17 protein-coding genes are annotated in these 17,275 nt (G+C 71.0%); 6 read left to right on the top strand and 11 right to left on the bottom strand.

Annotated features, from left to right (window positions below; all coding sequences use genetic code 11):
- The first annotated feature begins 69 nt into the window (after positions 1-69).
- The 3 genes from J7656_RS03850 to J7656_RS03840 all read left to right on the top strand — a co-directional run bounded on the left by J7656_RS03850 (position 70) and on the right by J7656_RS03840 (position 3,489).
- Positions 70-1,170 (top strand): NADH:flavin oxidoreductase/NADH oxidase, encoded by a 1,101-nt coding sequence (locus J7656_RS03850; protein ID WP_211554160.1) that lies wholly within the window; start codon positions 70-72, stop codon positions 1,168-1,170.
- Between the two features lie 89 nt (positions 1,171-1,259).
- Positions 1,260-2,531 carry a GNAT family N-acetyltransferase gene (locus tag J7656_RS03845; protein WP_017343973.1) on the top strand — a complete coding sequence of 424 codons (1,272 nt, stop codon included), beginning with the start codon at positions 1,260-1,262 and terminating at the stop codon, positions 2,529-2,531.
- A 49-nt stretch (positions 2,532-2,580) separates the two neighbouring features.
- Positions 2,581-3,489, top strand: a complete 909-nt coding sequence (locus tag J7656_RS03840; protein WP_211554159.1) for a DUF7547 family protein — start codon at positions 2,581-2,583, stop codon at positions 3,487-3,489.
- Positions 3,490-3,498: 9 nt separating this feature from the next.
- On the opposite strand, the gene J7656_RS03835 is transcribed toward J7656_RS03840, so the two are convergent.
- The 7 genes from J7656_RS03835 to J7656_RS03805 all read right to left on the bottom strand — a co-directional run bounded on the left by J7656_RS03835 (position 3,499) and on the right by J7656_RS03805 (position 10,498).
- On the bottom strand, positions 3,499-4,248 hold the full coding sequence (locus J7656_RS03835) for a sugar phosphate isomerase/epimerase family protein (protein ID WP_211554158.1): 750 nt from the start codon (positions 4,246-4,248) through the stop codon (positions 3,499-3,501).
- A gap of 633 nt (positions 4,249-4,881) precedes the next feature.
- On the bottom strand, positions 4,882-5,952 hold the full coding sequence (locus J7656_RS03830) for a methionine synthase (RefSeq protein WP_017343970.1): 1,071 nt from the start codon (positions 5,950-5,952) through the stop codon (positions 4,882-4,884).
- Complete coding sequence (locus J7656_RS03825) at positions 5,952-6,968, bottom strand: 5-methyltetrahydropteroyltriglutamate--homocysteine S-methyltransferase (RefSeq protein WP_017343969.1); 1,017 nt, start codon at positions 6,966-6,968, stop codon at positions 5,952-5,954. The genes J7656_RS03830 and J7656_RS03825 overlap by 1 nt, the downstream gene beginning before the upstream one ends.
- Positions 6,969-7,046: 78 nt before the next feature.
- Positions 7,047-7,667, bottom strand: coding sequence for a HemK2/MTQ2 family protein methyltransferase (locus J7656_RS03820; protein ID WP_017343968.1), 621 nt, complete (start codon positions 7,665-7,667; stop codon positions 7,047-7,049).
- Positions 7,664-8,875, bottom strand: a complete 1,212-nt coding sequence (locus tag J7656_RS03815) for a mechanosensitive ion channel family protein (protein WP_017343967.1) — start codon at positions 8,873-8,875, stop codon at positions 7,664-7,666. Before J7656_RS03815 ends, J7656_RS03820 begins: the two co-directional genes overlap by 4 nt.
- Positions 8,872-9,798 (bottom strand): 16S ribosomal RNA methyltransferase A, encoded by a 927-nt coding sequence (locus J7656_RS03810; RefSeq protein WP_211554157.1) that lies wholly within the window; start codon positions 9,796-9,798, stop codon positions 8,872-8,874. The genes J7656_RS03815 and J7656_RS03810 overlap by 4 nt, the downstream gene beginning before the upstream one ends.
- Positions 9,799-9,874: 76 nt before the next feature.
- Positions 9,875-10,498: a DUF655 domain-containing protein gene (locus J7656_RS03805; RefSeq protein WP_017343965.1), complete on the bottom strand. Its 624-nt coding sequence runs from the start codon at positions 10,496-10,498 to the stop codon at positions 9,875-9,877.
- Between the two features lie 102 nt (positions 10,499-10,600).
- Between J7656_RS03805 and J7656_RS03800 the strand changes: the two genes are divergently transcribed.
- Together J7656_RS03800 and J7656_RS03795 are read left to right on the top strand one after the other, a co-directional pair.
- The gene (locus J7656_RS03800; protein ID WP_017343964.1) at positions 10,601-11,404 is read left to right on the top strand and encodes a hypothetical protein; all 804 of its coding nucleotides are present in this window, start codon (positions 10,601-10,603) and stop codon (positions 11,402-11,404) included.
- Positions 11,362-12,105: a class I SAM-dependent methyltransferase gene (locus tag J7656_RS03795; protein ID WP_211554546.1), complete on the top strand. Its 744-nt coding sequence runs from the start codon at positions 11,362-11,364 to the stop codon at positions 12,103-12,105. Before J7656_RS03800 ends, J7656_RS03795 begins: the two co-directional genes overlap by 43 nt.
- Before the next feature lie 103 nt (positions 12,106-12,208).
- On the opposite strand, the gene J7656_RS03790 is transcribed toward J7656_RS03795, so the two are convergent.
- Together J7656_RS03790 and J7656_RS03785 are read right to left on the bottom strand one after the other, a co-directional pair.
- A complete protein-coding gene (locus tag J7656_RS03790) occupies positions 12,209-12,565 on the bottom strand; it encodes an RNA polymerase Rpb4 family protein (protein ID WP_017343962.1) in 357 nt (118 codons plus the stop codon).
- A 1-nt stretch (position 12,566) separates the two neighbouring features.
- Positions 12,567-12,860: a 50S ribosomal protein L21e gene (locus J7656_RS03785; RefSeq protein ID WP_004597168.1), complete on the bottom strand. Its 294-nt coding sequence runs from the start codon at positions 12,858-12,860 to the stop codon at positions 12,567-12,569.
- 194 nt (positions 12,861-13,054) lie between these two features.
- Here J7656_RS03785 and mptA point away from each other — a divergent pair, with 194 nt between their 5' ends.
- Entirely contained in the window at positions 13,055-13,981 is a 927-nt protein-coding gene (mptA, locus tag J7656_RS03780; protein ID WP_004597169.1) for a GTP cyclohydrolase MptA, read from the top strand.
- Between the two features lie 552 nt (positions 13,982-14,533).
- Here the strand turns inward: mptA and J7656_RS03775 are convergent.
- A complete protein-coding gene (locus J7656_RS03775; protein WP_017343960.1) occupies positions 14,534-15,340 on the bottom strand; it encodes a TrmB family transcriptional regulator in 807 nt (268 codons plus the stop codon).
- Positions 15,341-15,484: 144 nt separating this feature from the next.
- Positions 15,485-17,143: a DUF255 domain-containing protein gene (locus tag J7656_RS03770; RefSeq protein WP_211554155.1), complete on the bottom strand. Its 1,659-nt coding sequence runs from the start codon at positions 17,141-17,143 to the stop codon at positions 15,485-15,487.
- Positions 17,144-17,275 lie beyond the last annotated feature (132 nt).

Genomic DNA, 17,275 nt, shown 5'->3' with positions numbered 1-17,275 from the left:
CTAAACCGGCGGCGGCGATCCGCGCGGGGGATCGGAGGGACTTACCTCGGGGCGGTCGTTCGTCCGTCCGTGACCGACACGCTGTTCACGCCGCTTACGCTTCGCGACACCGAGTTCCGAAACCGCGTGATGCTATCGCCGATGTGCCAGTACTCCGCCGACGAGGGGCTGGCGAACGACTGGCACCGGGTCCACCTCGGCGCCCGCGCCGCCGGGGGCGCGGGCGTCGTGATGACGGAGGCGACCGCCGTCGAGGACCGCGGCCGCATCACGCCGAACTGCCTCGGGATCTGGTCCGACGACCACGCCGAGGCGATCGAACCGATCGTCGAGTTCGTCCGCTCACAGGGCGCGACGCCGGGGATCCAGCTGGCTCACGCCGGCCGGAAGGCGTCGCACCGCCCGCCGGCCGAGGGGAGCGGTCCCATCTCCGTCGACGAGGCCGACGGCTGGGAGACCGTCTCCGCGACCGACGAGCCGTACCCGCACCCGGACGTCGACGAGGACGAACTGGCCGACACCCACGGGCTCGACGGGGAGGGGATCGACGAGGTGATCGACTCGTTCGCGGCCGCCGCGGAGCGCGCGCACGAGATCGGCTTCGAGGTCGCGGAGGTCCACGCCGCCCACGGCTACCTGCTCCACCAGTTCCTGTCGCCGGTCACCAACGACCGCGACGACGAGTACGGCGGGAGCTTCGAGGACCGGACCCGGCTCGTGCGCGAGGTCGTCGAGGCCGTGCGCGAGGTCTGGCCCGACGGCAAGCCGGTGTTCGTCCGCATCTCCGCGACCGACTGGCTCCCCAACCGCGACTCGTGGGACGTGGACGACTCGGTGCGGCTGGCCCCCCTGCTGGCCGAGGCCGGCGCCGACCTGATCGACGTCTCTGGCGGCGGGATCCACCCCGACCAGGAGATTCCGAGCGCGGGCCCGGGCTACCAGGTCCCGTACGCCGAGGCGATCCACGAGGGGACCGACGTGCCCGTCGCCGCGGTCGGCGGGATCACGGAGCCGACCCACGCCGACGCGCTCGTGCGGAACGAGCGGGCCGACCTCGTGGCGCTCGGCCGCGAGATGCTCCGGCACCCCTACTGGCCGCTGGAGGCCGCTCACGAGCTCGGCGAGGAGGCCGACTGGCCGGTCCAGTACCGCCGCGGGCGCTTCGACTGAGCGGGCCGACTGGTCCCCCTCGCAGCGAGGGGTGAGAACCACACGCAGGCGCCGGGAAGGCTTATGCGGCTCCCGGGCGCCGACGGCGTATGGGCGAGCTCGACTACCGGCCCTTCCCCGAGGAGCGCGACGACGAGTTCCGCGCGTTCATGCGCTACGCCTTCTCCCCCGAGGAGGGACCGTACGACCCCGAGGAAGACGACGACGACCGCGAGCACCTCGCCGACTACCGAGGACTGTTCGACGGCGATGAGCCGGTCGCGGTGTGCGGCCACCACGACTTCTCGCTCCGGATCCGGGGGCGCGACCGCGACGTTGCCGGGCTTTCCGCGGTCGCCTCGCCGCCCGAACACCGGCGACAGGGGCACATCGAGCGGCTCCTCCGCGAGTCGCTGACGGAGTACCGCGGCGACGGCGTCCGCTTCTCCGTGCTGTGGCCCTTCGAGCACCCGTTCTACCGCCGGTACGGCTGGGCGACGGTGAACCGCTACCGCTGGGTGAAAACCCCGCCGGAACAGTTAGCGTTCGCGGCCGAGAGGAGCGCCGACCCGGCGGGAGACGACGGCGATGGCGACGAGGCGGGCGAGTTCCGCCGGCTCGACGAGGACGACCACGACGCGGCCGCCGACCTCCTCGCCGCGACCGCGGAGCGCTACGACTTCACGATGGCGCGGACCGAGGCGTGGTGGCGCGAGCGCACCCTCCGCGGGTGGAAGACGGACCCCTACGTCTACGGCTTCGAGCGCGATAGCGACCTCCGCGCGCTGCTGTCGTACACGTTCGAGGAGCGCGACGACGGCGACGGGCGCGCGATGGTCGTCTCCGACGCCGCGGTCGCCGACCCCGCTGACTGGGACCGCGTCTTCCGGTTCTGCCGGGACCACGACTCGCAGGTCGAGCGCGTCCGGCTGCGGCTCCCGGTCGACGTGAGCGTCCTCGACCGCGTCGACGACCCCCGCGCGGTGACCGAGGAGGTCCGCGCCGGGCCGATGTTCCGCCTCGTCGACGTTCCCGACGCGCTGACCGCGCTCGCGCCCGACCCCGGCGTCGAGACCGCGTTCACGCTGGCGGTCGACGATCCCCTCGTCGACTGGCACAATCGGCCGCTCCGAGTCGCCGTCGCGGACGGCGAAGTCGACGCCGAGCGGGTCGACTCCGGGGAGGATAGTTCCGCTGCCGCTGCCCCCGACGTGACCGCCGGCATCGGCGCTCTCTCGCAGCTGTACGCCGGCTACCGCGACGTCGACGACCTCCGGGCGCACGCCGCGCTCGAAGTCGCCGACGGCGCGCCCGACGGGCTCGCGGCCGACCTCGCCGCCCTGTTCCCGCCGCGGCGGACCTTCCTGCGCGAGGGGTTCTGAATCGCCTGCGCTGCCGGGCTTTTTATTCGCGGACCGCCTACGACGCGGCATGAGTTCCCGCGACCCACGCGACGACGACCTCGAGGAGCGGCTCGACGAGCTCGAGGACGTGCTGGGCGAGCTCCGCGCCGACCTCCGGGAGACCGAGCGCGACCGCCGCGGGCCCCCGCGGCCGCCGCGGCTCTCGGAGCTCGTGCGGTTCACCGAACAGTACACCATCCCGACGCTCATCGCCCTGCTGGAGACGACGATCAAGTCCCTCGAACTGCTTCAGGGCACCCTCCGGCTCGCGGACCCCGGCCGGAGCGTCGCCGAGGGCGCGGAGGGGGCGGGCGACCGCCTCGCGGACGTCCGCGACGGCGCGACCGCCGGGCTCTCGCGGTCGCTCTCCGAGCTCCGGACCGCGCTCTCGGAGGCCGACCTCCCCGAGGACGCCGCCTCGCGCTCGATCATCGCCGACGCGCGCGACCTCACGGCGGAGATCGAGTCCCGGATCGACGAGGGGCGCCGCGAGGCGGACGCGGCGCGAGACCGGCGACTCGGGCGGGACCGCGACCGGCGCCGAGACGACGAGACGCGGGATCGAGACGACGGGCACCGGGACCGAGACCGGAGCGATCGGAGCCGAGATCGAGACGAGACGCGGTCCGACCGGGGCGACGACGCGAGCCCGGTTCAGATCGACGTGACCGATCCCGACGAAGGGGGAGAGGACGGCGCCGAGGGCGACGCGGCCGGCGACGACGACGACCCGCCGGAGGTCGACGTCGAGTCCGAGCTGGAGTCGATAAAGCGCCAGATCGACGGCGACGAGGTCGATTCGGACGCGGGCGAGAACGGTCTCGACGATGGCGACGACGCGGAGAGCGGTCCAGACGAAGAGAGCGGTGCGGACGCCAGCGCGGACGGCGCGGACGACGACGGGGGCGACGAAAACGCGGACAACCGGGCGAACTGAGTCACACTTTTAAAAGGAGACGCCGAGCCGGTCGGCGACGCGCGCGGCCGAATCGAGGAGGAGCGTCTCGTCGTCGGTGAACACCTCCAGCGCGACCGTCCCGTCGAAGCCCGCGAGCTCGGACTCGACGAGGTCGTAATCGACCTCGCCGGCGCCCACCGGGAGGTGCGTGTCGCCGCGGCGGCGGACGTCGTGACAGTGGAGGTGCGAGATCCGGTCGCCGTGGCTCCGGAGGAATCGCTTGATCGCCTTGTTGCCGCCCTCCATGTACGCGTGGCCGACGTCGAAGCAGATCGGCGTCCCGGTCTCGCGAACGAGGTCGCCGAGGACGGAGAGCTGGAGCCCCGCGTGCTGGTGGCCGACGTTCTCGACGACGACCTCGACGCCCGCCTTGCGACCGGCGTCGGCGACTCGCCGGAGCTGCTCGCCGGCGGTCTCGCGGAAGTCCACGTCGTCGCGATCGGCGGAGGTGGCGTGGAGGACCGCCTTCTCGGCGCCGAGGTCGCCGGCCGCATTTAAAAGCCGGCGCTGGTAGTCGACAATGGCGTCGTTGACCTCGGGGACGTACGTCGCCAGCCGCTGACTGTAGGGGAGGTGGACGAGCAGGTCGCGGCCGGCGAGTGCGTCCGCGAGTCGCTCCGGGTCGATCTCGCCCGGGACGAGCGTCGGCTCGCCGACGCCGAGTTCGCAGAAGTCGAACCGCGCGGGCGACGCCGCGAGGCGGTCGAGGTCGTCGCCGACGGTCACGCCGATATCCATGTCGGCGGTGGGTGCGGCGGCTTTGTATAGATGGTGCCGGCGGGTCGGTGGCTCCGTTGCGATCCGGTGGACCGTTTTCGATACCTCACTGGCTCAGTACAGACGCAGCGACGAGCGAGAGCGGGAGTGAGTATCGCAGATCGATGGCGACGAAACGGTATTTAAATAGCCACGAGCGACGGCGACGAGCGCTTATAAAAAAGGGTGCGGTGGCGCGCCTGCGAGCGGCCGGAGCGAAGCGGAGGCCGCGAGCCAGCCCGCGAGGGACGCGGTGAGCGCTCGCAGAGCGCGAACCGCGAGGCTGGGGAGGCGTGAGGTGCTGTGCGGGGCGGGACTCAAAGGGGCAGCCGTCGAGGCGGGCGGAGGCGACGTAAGCACCGCAGGAACGAGCGAAGCGAGTGACGAGGAGCGCAGCGAGCGTCCGCCCGCCTCGACGGCTGGGGCTTTGGAGGCACTCGCCGCAGCAGCGTCACTCATTTATAAACAGCCGACAGCAACACGCCAATTCTCTGTATAAACGACTCCACTCACGACGTACTACACGTACTCCCGCTATCGAACAGAAAACGATCGCGTTCTCCCGGCCGTCCCAGCGAGAACCGGACTGACAGAGGAACCCGAAACAGCGCCGATTCAGTCGTCGAGCGGGTTGTCGAGGTCGATCTCGCCGGAATCGATCTCGGCCTCGACCTCGCGGACCGCGGTGACCATGTTCTCGGTCTTGCCGTACGCGATGTCGCGCGGGAGGAGCTTCAGCCCGCAGTCGGGCGAGATGGTGAGCTTCTCCGGCGGGACGACGCGGAGGCCTTGGCGGATGTTCTGCTTGATCTCCTCGACCGACTCGATCTCGGCGGTGTGCGCGTCGACGACGCCGAGCGCGAGGTCGGGCTCGAACGATGGGTCGGTGAACGTCGGGATCTGCTCGAAGTCGCCGTTACACAGCTCCACGTCGAACTCGTCGATCGGGTAGTCGTTGATCTCGGGGTAGATCCGCGAGTAGTCGCCGTAACAGACGTGGAGGCCGATGCGGACCTCCTCGGGGATGCCCGCGGCGATGCGTTCGAGCGCCTCGCCGACGATGGCGTGGTCCTCCGGGGTCGTCGCCAAGGCGGGCTCGTCGATCTGGATGTAGCGCGCGCCGGCCTCGACGAGCTTCTCGACCTCCTCGTTGACGAGGTCCGCGAGGTCGTAGACGAGCTCCTCGGTGGAGGGGTACGCCTCGTTGAACGCCCAGAAGCCGAGGGTGTACGGGCCCGTGATCGGGACCTTGACGGGGCGCTCGGCGACGTTCGAGGTGAACTCGAACTCGTCGACGAGCCACGGCTCGTCGTACTCGACCGCCTCGACCACGCTGGGCTTGTCGAAGTAGTTGTGGCCCCACACCTTCACGGGGCCGTTGAACTCGTAGCCGTCGATGCGGTCGGCGAAGAACTCAACCATCTCGTTGCGGCGCATCTCGCCGTCGACGACGGTGTCGAGCCCGGCGCGCTCGTGCTCGTGGGTGATGAGCCGGCAGGCGTCGTCGTGGGCCTCGTGAAGGTCGTCGGCGTCGAACTTCGAGTCGGGGTCGTCGACCAGCTCGTCGGCCCGGTTGAGCCACTTCGGCTTCGGGTAGGAGCCGACGACGGTCGAGAGCAGGAACGTGTCGTTCGGGTGGTCGTGCGGGCGGAACTGGTCGCGGTTGGCGGCTGGGTTTCGGACCATTAGTCGAGCACCTCCGCGGCGGCGGCGAGCGCGTTCAGCTTCTCGCGGTACTTGTTCGTCGGCAGGTAGAACAGCTCGGTGTTGGGTGTGAGGTAGGTCCGGTCGAACCCCTCAAGGGGGATCTGTTCCTCGAACCACTCGACGCGCTCCGCGACCGTCTCCGGCTCCTCGACGAGCGTGTTCTGCCCGTCGACGAGCCCGAGCGCCAGCGAGTCGGTGGAGCCGAACTCCTGGACGTTGTAGACGGTGTCGTCGCGGTCGCCGGCGACGAGGTCGAGCCCGAGCGCGTCCGCGCCCGCCTCGTCGACGAGGTGGGCGTACAGCTTCTCGTCGAGCGCGCCGTAGAACGTCTGGACGACCACGTCGGCGTCGGTCTCGGCCGCGACCGTCGCGATCGCGTCGGTCGCGCGCTCCTCGTCGCCCTCGGCGGGCGGGTTCGTGACGAGCGACGGCTCGAGGAGGAACAGCGTCTCGTGGTCGGGGAACGCCGCGACCTCGCCCGCGAGGAACTCGGCGATCGCCGCCTGGAACTCCGCCTCGTCGCCGTAGTGCTCGTCCGTCGCGAGGTCCGCCAGCGAGTACGGCCCGGGGAGCGTCGCCGCGAGCGACGCGTCGGCGGCGCCGTCGGCGTCGTCGAGCAGGTCGGCGGCCTTCTCCAGTTCGCCCGCCACGTCGCCGGAGACGCCGAGGTCGTCGACGACGCGCGGGTCGCGGTAGAAGTTGTTGTTGTCGTAGTACCGCACGATCCCGCCGGTCTCGACGGCGTCGCTGACGGTCAGCGGGTGCGCGATCATGTCGTCCCAGCGGCCCTGCCCCTCGGATATCAGGTCGAGGCCGGCGTCCAGCTGGTCGTCGACGTACTCGGCGCGCACGTCGTCGTACTCCGCCACGATCGCCTCGCTCTCGTCGCCGCTCAGGAGGTCCCCCTTCTGGTGGCCCTTCAGGTCGGAGAGCGTCTCTTTCGCCCGGTCCGGGAGCGGGTACAGCCCCGGCGTCGCCGCGACACGTTCGGTCATCACCGTCCGTTAGATATACCGTCGTATAATATTTGCTAATGTATAATATGCTTTTGAGTTATTCTACGCGGTCGAGCGCTACGCTCGCCGCAGCGCCAACACCGTGAGCGTCTCGAAGGGGAACGACTCCTCGACGACGGCCTCGTGGTCGAACCCGGCCTCCTCGACCAGCGCGAGCACCTCGTCGTATCCGGTGAGCGAGGAGACTAAAAGGAGGACGACGCCGTCGGGCGCGAGCACGCGGCCCACGTCCGCGAGGAACGGCTCGATGAGTTCGCGGCCCGACTCGCCGCCCGAGAGCGCGTGTTCCATCCAGTCGTCCCACTCGTTGTCCGGGTCGGTCGGCAGGTACGGTGGGTTGAAACACACCGCGTCGAACGCGTCCTCGCGGAACGGCGAGAGGAGGTCGGCGACGACGGCCTCGACGCCGCGCTCCCGGGCCTGCCGCGCCGCGTGCGGGTTGCGGTCGCTGCCGACCACGTCGAGGTCGCGCTCGGTCGCGACCCGCTCAGCGACCCACCCCGAGCCCGTGCCGACCTCCAGCACCCGCCCGTGCGCCTCTTCGATCGCCGCCTCCGCGAGCAGCCCGGAGTCCTCGGCGGGCTGGTAGACCGTGGCGTCGTCGGCGCCGCGCAGCGCCGCGAGGTCGCCGCCGTCGTGGCCGTTCTCGCCGTCTCCCTCGTCCCCGCCGCCGGTCATCGGCCGTCGCCCTCCGAGCCGCCGTCGCTCGCGCTCGCAGAGCCGCCGTCGCCCGCGTCCGCGGATCCGTCGTTCTCGCCGTCCGCGGACCCGCCGCGCGTCGCCGCGCGGCCCTCGACGGACGCGTCCAACTGCGGCCCGCTCGCGCCCTCCGCACGGGCGGAGAGCGTCTGCTGCGGGAACGGGATGACGATCCCCTCGTCTTCGAGCGCCTCCTTCATCGCGTTCATCGCGGCGGTCCGCGTCCGCCAGCGCTTCCGCATGCTCGGGTTCCGGATCCAGTAGCGGAGCCCCAACACGACCGCCGAGTCGTCGAAGCGCTTCGTCACGGCGTTCGGCTCGGGCATCTCGGCGACGTCCTCGACGTCGGCGACCGCCTCCTCGACGACCGCGGCCGCGCGCTCGACGTCGGTGTCGTAGTCGACGCCGACCTCGACCTCGATCCGCAGCCGGTTCCGGCGCGAGCGGTCGACGATCGACCCCGAGCGGACGTCGTCGTTCGGCATCGTGATCACCTCGCCGTCGAACGACCGGAGGCGGGTGCTCATGATCGAGATCTCCGTCACCGTCCCCTCGTGGTCGCCGATCTCCACCCAGTCGCCGACCTCGAAGGGGCGAGAGAACATCAGCACGAAGCCCGCGAGGATCGCGCCGAGCGTCTGCCGGGCCGCCATCCCGATCACGATCCCTAAGAATCCCGCGCCGACGAGGAGGCTGCCGACGTTCTCGGTGAACAGCCCGACGACCGCGAGGATCGCCGACGTGTAGACGGTCAGCTGCGTGATCCGGAGGATGACCTCCTGCTGGTGTTTGGAGATCGACGCGCTCTCGGCGCCGACCTCGCGGACGACGCCGCCGAGGAAGTCCGTGAGCGCGTACGCGATCGCGAGGAGGATCACCGCGAGCACGACGTTCGACAGCTGGTTCGCGCTCAGCGCCGACCGCGCGGTCTCGAAGAGGGCGCCGCTCCGGTCCCACACCGCGATCAGCGTGAGCGCGCCGACCGCGGTCGCGACGCCGACCGTCGCCGACAGCAGGAGCCGCTGCGTGGAGCTGAGGTCCCGGTCCCCGTGCTTCAGTCGCCCCGTCAGGAACCGGACCGTCACCACCGCGGCGACGATCCCGACCGAGGCGGCGAACCGCTCGAAGTTGCCCGCGAGCGCGCGCTGAAGCTCCGTCACGACGCCGATCCAGCTCGTCATCGTCACGCCTCCGTCGGGGACCCATGCTCCCGGGCAAGCTCCGCCAGCGCGGCGAACGCCGCCGGTTCCAGGGTGCCGGGCCGGCTGCTCATGAGTTCCTCGTCCGCGGCGTCGACGACCGCGTCCGGGTCGTCGAGCCCCGAGATGTGCGCCGTGTTCCGCACCGCGTTCCGCACCGTCTTTCGCCGCTGGGTGAACAGCGCCTTCACGAACCGGAGGAAGAACGCCTCGTCGCCGACGACGTAGTCCGGGTCGCGCGGGGTACAGCGCACGACGGCGCTCTCGACGGCCGGCTGCGGGTCAAACGCCTCCTTCGGGACGCACTCGACGATCTCCACGTCGGCATAGTGCTGCGCCGACACCGAGAGCCGGCCGTACTCGGACTCGCCGGCCGAGGCGACCATCCGGTCGGCGAACTCCGCCTGGAACATCAACACGAGCGGCTTCTTCTCGGGGAGCAGCCGGAAGGCGATCTCCGAGGAGACGCCGTACGGGAGGTTGGCGACGCAGGCGGTGAACGGCGGGAGATCGACGTCGAGCGCGTCGCCCTCGACCACGTCGAGCAGCCCGTCGGCGACCGCGGCCGCGAACTCCTCGCGAAGGAACTCGGCGAAGGCGCCGTCGCGCTCGATCACCGTCAGGCGCCCGAGGTCGGGGTCGGCGGCGCCCCGGTCGGCGGTCGCGTCCGCGGTCGCCGTCGCCGTCGCCAGCAGCCGGTCGGTGAGCGCGCCCGCGCCGCCGCCGATCTCGAGGACGTGACTGGTGTCGGCGTCCTCGGGGAGGTAGCCGGGAATCCGGTCGAGGACCCGGTCGTCGACGAGGAAGTGCTGGTCGCGGTCGGGGTCGGCGCGCGAGCCGGCCCGCCTCGCGAGCGCGTCGGGATCGCGACTCCCGTACGCGGCGCCCTCACCCGTCGATGAGTCGGTCATAGCCGGGGTACACGCGGTGTTCGGGTAAAAGCCTCGTTTCGGGGTCACCGGAGCGGCCGCCGAGGGAGGGCGCGGCTCACTCCTCTCGGCCGACGAACGTCCGATACTTCAGGTCGTCCTCGCGGATCTCCTCGACGATCCGTTCGAGGATCACCTCCCGCGGGCGGTGGAGCCCGGAGATGCGCTCCTCGACGTCCGCGAAGCTCTCGAACGGGCCGCGCTTCCGCTCGTCTAAGAGGTCGTTCCGCAGCTTCTTGCCGATCCCGGGCAGCAGGTTCAGCTGGTGGAGCCGGAGGGTGATCGGCCCCGCCTCGTTGTAGAAGTCGACGAAGCGCTCCTCGTCGGCCTCGACGATCGCCTCCGCGGCGTACTCGATCTCCGCGGCCGCGTTCCGGGTGAGGTCGTCGAACGACACCTCGCGGTAGCGGCCGACGGCCGGCCCGTCCAGCGCGATCCGGTCGCCCACCGAGACGTCCGCGCCGTCGGCGAGCGTCAGCTCGTACAGCGCGAACGAACCGACGCCGAGCCCGTACGCCACCGGCGACTTACTGGACTGCGGGCGGTCGTCGTCGGGACGCCCGTTCGGCAGCACGTCGAGCAGGACGGCGGTCGGGCCGTCGTCCGCGGCGGCGTCGTCCGCGGCGGCGTTGCCCCCGCTCCGATCGTCGGCCGGCGTCCCGTCGCCGTCGGCGTTGTTCATGTATCGTTTATCGCTCCGAGCGGTGAAAAAACCGCTGGGGAGGCGGAGGCGTCCGCGTCAGCCGACGGCCGGATTCAAGAGCGTCGAGTGCCACGTAGTACCATGGCAAAACCGGAGCCGGCGGAGGTGATGCGGCTCGTCGAGGTGTTCCCGGGCCCCTCGCCGGAGGCGGGCGACTCGGACGGCGGCGAGACGACTGAGGCGGCGGAGGCCGCGCGGATCGACAACCTGCTCGACGGCGCGTACGGCGCCCTGACGCGGGACTGGTACCCGGAGCTCAGGCGGCGCGCCGCGGCCCACGCCGACGGCGACTGCCTCCGCGAGCGGGTGCTCGAACACGTCGAGGCGGTGCCCTCGTTCCGGCTCTCGGACGGGCCGACGCCCCTGAAAGAGCGCCGCGAGGCCCTCGCGGAGGCGGCCGCGCTGCGCGACGAGGTCCGCGAGATAGCGGAGTGGTACGGTACCCTACGGTCGCGGCTGGGGGGTGACCGCGCGTCGCTGACGCGGGGCGAGCGGCTGCTCCACGACCTCGGGTACGCGCTCGCGCACGTCCTCTTCCTCGGCGCGTCGTCGCCGAGCGCGGTCGTCCGACGGCTTCGGCTGGCGTACCGGACCGTCGGCGTGCGGATCGACGAGACCGCGTCGGCGGGCGGGATCGAGGAGACGCGGTTCACCTGTCCGTACCGGAACGTCGCGGCCGGGACCTGCGGGAAGCGGTGGGTGTGCCACGAGAAGTTAGACCGCGTCGACGACGGGTACGTGACCTACCTCGCGGAGCGCGGGATAGCCTACCAGCGGCCGCGGGGCTGCGAGGGCTCGGAGCGGTGTCAGTCGACCGTCGCCCGAGACGGGCCCGAGAGATGGTGGCCGAAGACCCCGCCGGCGGCGGTCGGCGCCGACCCGTGACCCGCGGCGACGGGGCGGGCGACCGGGCGCGCTCGGGGCCCGCCGAGCGGGAGCCCGACCGCCTGCGCCGGATCCGGCGCGGCTACGACGCCTGGGCGCGCGCCTACGACTGGTTCGCGCGGGCCACGGCGTCCGTCGGCGGCGTCCGCGCGGCCTGCGTCGACGCGCTGGACCTCTCGCCGGGCGACACCGTCGTCGAGTTCGGCTGCGGCCCCGGCGTGAACCTCCCCGCGCTCCGCGACGCCGTCGGGCCGAACGGCCGCGTCGTCGGCGTCGACGTCTCGCCCCGGATGCTCGACCGGGCAGCGGGGCTGGTCGAGCGGCGCGGCTGGGAGAACGTCTCGCTCGTCGAGGCCGACGCCGAGCGCCCGCCCGTCGCGGCCGCGGACGGCGTCCTCGCGACGTTCGTCACGTCGCTGTTCTCCGACCCGTACCCGGTCTTGCGCCGCTGGTGCGAGCTGAGCGACGCCGTCGTCGTCGCGGCGTTCGTCCCGGAGGGGAACCGGGCGGCGAACGCCGCGCTGCGAGCGTTTGTGGCGCTGAACGGGCGCCTCTTCGACGCGACGACCGACGACCCCCTCGGGCGGCTCGCCGAGCGGACCGCCGCGGCGCGGCGCGCGCTCGACGACGGCGCGACCGTCCGCGAGCGCGACCGACGCCTCTTCGGAACGATCGTGGTCGAAGCGGGACGGAGCGGCTGAGAACGGCGGTCGCGCCTCGGGGTCGAGACAGGGCCGCCTCTGTCCAGTCGAAGGCGAGAGAAAACGCGCGGGTCCGTCTCGACCGTCAACGGGAGGGGCGCGATCAGGCGTACTTCGCGACGACGTTGAGGATCTCGTCGAGCTCCTCGCCGTCGAGCGAGTAGCGCTCCTGGGCGAACACCGAGCGGAGCTCGGTGCGATCCTCGGGGAGCAGGTCGGTGATCTTCACCGCGGTCGGCACGTCGATCTGGTCGAGCTCGGCCAGCTCCTCGACGAGCTCGCGGGACTCGTCGGCGTCGAGGTCCGCGAACCGGTTGACGTGCTCGATCGCGCGAGCCAGCTCGTAGCGGAGGTCGCGGTCCTCGTCTTCCGCGCGCTCGTCTTCGATCTCCACGAGGATCTCCTTCGCCTCGGAGGTGGTGACGTACTCCTCGTCGAGTTTTTCCTTGAAAATTGTCATCTCAGTTCTGCTGCGCGCTCATGTGGGCGGCGGTGACGATGAGCGTCTTCGTCTTGCCGCCGTCCGGGATCTCGACTTTGAACGCGGAGCCCTGCTTGCCGACGACGGTCCCGGTCCGGCCGTCGAAGCGCGGGTGGAAGCGTCCCTTGGGGACGCTCGGGTCGATCTTGAGGTGGACCTGCGACCCCTCCTCGAACTCCTGGATCGCTCGCTGCGGCGGGGAGGTGCCGCGGTTGCGGGGTTTGTTCGAGAGCTTGTCGCGAGTCGCCTTCTGCGGCCCATTGGAACTCGGCATGGTCTTGGGATACCTTCCGCTGCCGCCGTTATAAATCGTGCGTTACGATCCTCGGGACGTGGGCGTCTCACACGCGCGAGTCGACGGCGAGCGCCGCGCCGCCCGTTCGCGCGGTCGGGTCGCACGCGCGCGACTACCAGACGCACCTCCCCCTTCCGAAAGGGCTAATCCCGGCAATCCCTATCATATTCGTAATGAGTCATCAGCTGCCGGACGTACAGGCCTCGGCCCCCGACGTCACCGTCGGGCTCTCGCAGGTCGGCGTCACCGGCGTGGAGAAGCTCGTCAAGCTGGCGCGCGGCGACAAACGGCCCATCGTCCTCATGGCGGAGTTCGAGGTGTTCGTCGACCTCCCGAGCGGCCGGAAGGGGATCGACATGTCGCGGAACCTCGCGACGGTTGACGAAATCTTAGAGGACATCACCCGCGAGGAGGCGTACCGCGTCGAGGACGTCTGCGGCGACGCCGCGGAGCGACTCCTCGAGAAACACGACTACACCACCACCGCCGAGGTGTCGATGTCGGCGGAGCTGGTCACCCGCGAGGACACGCCGGCGTCCGGCATCGAGACGCAGAGCACGGCGACGATCGTCGCCAGCGCCGAGGCGACGGAGGACGGCACGCGCGAGGAGATCGGTGCCGAGGTGACGGGGATGACCGTCTGCCCCTGCTCGCAGGGGATGAGCGAGTCGCGGGCCCGCGACAAGCTCGCCGAGCTGGGCGTCGACGAGGAGACGACCGAGGAGTTCTTAGACGCCGTCCCGCAGCCGGGCCACTCCCAGCGCGGCCACGCGACGCTGACGATCACGACCGACGGCCACCCCGACGTGGACCTCCGGGACGTGATCGACGTCGCCCGCGACTCGATGAGCGCGCGCATCTACAACATGGCGAAGCGCCCCGACGAGGACCACATGACCTACGAGGCCCACGCCGACGCGAAGTTCGTCGAGGACTGCGTCCGCGCGCTCGCCGAGGGGACCGTCGAGGAGTTCCCGCACCTCTCCGACGACGCCGTGATCCACATGAAGCAGTCGAACGACGAGTCGATCCACCAGCACAACGCCCACGCCGAGCGCGAGGTCCGCTTAGGCGACCTGCGGGACGAACTCGACCGATAAGAGCGTGTAGACGTGGTCTCCAGGCCATTTTAAATAAGTCCGGGCGTTGCTGTCGATTGTTTATAAATAGTTAGCGGCGCGGCAGCGAACTCCTCCAAAGCCCCAGCCGCTCGCTTATAAATTGCTGATTGCAGATCGACTGCGAACACTTCCAAATCCCCAGCCGCTCGCTTATAAATTGCTGATTACAGATCGACTGCGAACACTTCCAAATCCCCAGCCGCTCGCTTATAAATTGCTGATTGCAGATCGACTGCGAACACTTCCAAAGCCCCAGCCGCGAGGCCACCGTACGCTCGCTGCGCTCCTCGCTCAGTCACTCCGTTCCTTCGCTGCGGTGCTTGGGTCGCCTACGGTGGCCTCGCGACTGCCCCTTTGAGTCCCGCCCCGCACAGCACCGCAACCGCACCTCACGCCTCCCCAGCCTCGTCGGTCGCCGTCGCTCCGCTCGGCGACCGACTCCCTCGCGCGTGCTCCTCGCGGCCGCCGGGGGCGGCCGCTCGCAGGCACGCGCCGCCGCACCGCCATTTATAAACTGTCGTCGCTAGCCACCTATCCGAACGTCAGCGGCTCCGCCTCCGCCCAGCGCGGCTCGAACTGGTCTTTCACGCTCGTCGCGAACTCGATGTCTTTCACGTCGATCATCGCGAACGGCTCGTCCGCCGACAGCGGGTGCGGCACCTCGATGCACACCTCGATCTCGTCGAACACGTTGAACGTCCCGTCGACGCCCGGGATCGTCCGGACCTCGAACCCCTCCATGTCGGCCAGCTCCGACGTGTACCGCCGGCCGACGCTCCGTGGGAGCTCGTCGACCGTCGCCGGCGACAGCAGCACCCGGATCTCCACGCCGCGGTCGAGCGCGGCTTCCAGCTCGGCGGTCACGCGCTCACCGATCGTGCCGAGGTCGAAGCCGGTCGCGGGCGCGCCCGCAACCACGACCACCCGGCGCTCCGAGGCGGCGATCCGCTCTAAGAGGAGGTCCGTCGCCTCCTCGGCGCCGACCGCCGCGGTCCAGAACTGGCCGTCGACCGGCTCGCCGGCGTCGAGCTCGGTCGAGAGGTCGTCGACGACCGACTCGTACTGCTCCGCCTGCGTCCGGAGCTCCTCTTTCTTCTCGTCGAGCAGGCGGTCGAGCGCGGCGTCCGGCTCGACCGCGACGTACTTCTTCGGCCGGCTCGCCGCCTGACTGCGGACGAGGTTGTGCTGCTCTAAGCTGTTGAGCACGTCGTAGATCCGCCCCATCGGGACCTCGCTGGCCCGCGAGAGGTCCTTCGCCGTCGTCGGCCCGGTCCGAAGGAGCGCGCGGTACGCCCGGGCCTCGTACTCGGAGAGGCCCAAGTCGCGAAGAGATGCCATACTCGGGGATGCCCCGGCGCCCGTATAAACGCATCGTCCGTTTACGATCCGCGGCCGAGCTCACGGACGACCGTCGACGCCGAGTCCATACCGCCGACGCCAGAGCGACGCCGCCGACGCGTCGATCCGGCGCGGTCCAGACCCTCAGCCCAGAACGTCGCCGACCCGATCCATCAACTGGTCCGGCGTTTCCGCCGGCTCCGAGGCGCCGTCGCCCGCGAGGACGACCGCCGTCCCCTCCGAAACCGTCCGCGGCGCGGGCGCGTCGGCCTCGTGGGCGTTCGGCGCGATCACCTTCTCGTGGTCGGCGACCCGCCACGCGGCGCGGTGGAGGTCGCTCCCGGGCTCGGTCCCGACGGCGATGACGGTCGTCCCGCGCCGGAGCCGCCCCGCGAGGCTCCCGTAGTCGGCGACCTGTACGCTCAGCCGCTCGGTGGCGCCGGCGAACGCCTCGGCGGTCTCGCGGGCGACCTCACGGTAGCGCTCTTCGCCAGTGAGCGCCGCCAGGTCGAGCAGGGACGACGCCATCTCGACGTTGGCGTCGAGCGGGCGGAACGACCGGTCGAGCAGCCCCGGCCCCGAGCGCGGCCCGTCGACGAACGACCCGTCGACGTGGAGCCGGTCGATCGCCCGGTCCGCGACCGTGCGGGCGACGTCGGCGCCCTCGCCGCGCACGCCGGCGGCGCGGACGTACGCCCCGACGACGCGGGCGGCGTCCTCCAGCAGGTCGGTCTCGCCGGCCTCGTCGCTGCCGCGGTAGTGGGTCACTACGCCGCTCTCGGCGTCGATCAGGTCGCGTTCGAGCCCGTCGAGGATCCGGTCGGCGTACTCGCGGGCGTGCTCGTCGTCGGTGTAGGCGGCCACCGCGAGCAGCGCGTCCGCCGCGAGCGCGTTGCCGCCGGCGAAGACGGTGAGGTCGCGGCGGGGTTCGTCGAGGTCCGCGCGGTCCGCGGCCGGCGCGGCGTAGTAGGCGCGGCCGAGCCCGGGACCGAGGCTGCCGCCGACGCCGTAGCCGGTCCAGAGCTCGTCGGTGAGGACGGAGACGGCGTCGACGGCGGGCTCCAAGTACGCCTCGTCGCCGGTGTAGAGGAAGGCGTTCGCGAACGCGCGGGTCACCGCGGCGTTCGTGTCCAGCGGCTTCTCGTAGGCGACGTCGCCCCAGTCGCGGGTGCCCGCGTAGCGGAAGAACCCGCCGTCGACGTCGTCGGTGAGGTGGTCGCGGACCGCGTCGAGCGTCCGGAGCGCGCGGCTCCGGTCGCGCTTCAGCGCGAACTCGACGGTCCGCGGGAGCGGGAACTTCGCGTCCGTCCCCCAGCCGGCGTTCTCAGCGTCGTACTTCGCCTCTAACTGGCCCGCAAGGTGGCTCTCGATCCCGTCCGTCACCTCGCCGCGGGGCGGCAGGTCGGCGTCGAGCGCGCGGGGCACGCGCCCGGCCTCGCGGCCCTTGTCGGCCCACATCTCGCGGACCGATTCGAGCACCTGCCGCATCCCGTCGACGTCGAGGTAGCCCGCGCCCGTCAGCAGCGTCCCCTCGGGCGTGAGGAAGGCGGTCGTCGGGAACCCGCCCATGTTGTACCGCTCGCGCACCCGCGGGTGGCGGTCGACGTCGACGCGGACGGGGACGAACTCCTCGTTGACGTTGGCCGCGATCCGCGGCTCCGCGTAGGTGATCGCGTCCATCTCGTGACAGCCCTCACACCAGGTGGCCGACAGCGAGAGCAGCACCGGGCGGTCGCGCTCGTCGGCCTCGGCGAACGCCTCGGGGCCCCAGTCGCGCCACTCGACGCGGGTCTCGTCGCTCATACGCCCAGTCGGATCGGGGCGGGGGTAAGCGCTTCGAGAGCGGATGCTGGCGCAGGAACCGAGGTGCGGCGGAAGGAGGGCGGAGAGAACGAAAGCGGGGAAAGGGCGGAGGGCAGGAGGGGAAAGGCGGAG

Source organism: Halorubrum ruber, from assembly GCF_018228765.1.
GTDB lineage: Archaea > Halobacteriota > Halobacteria > Halobacteriales > Haloferacaceae > Halorubrum > Halorubrum ruber.
This window is presented reverse-complemented; position numbering and strand designations above follow the sequence as displayed.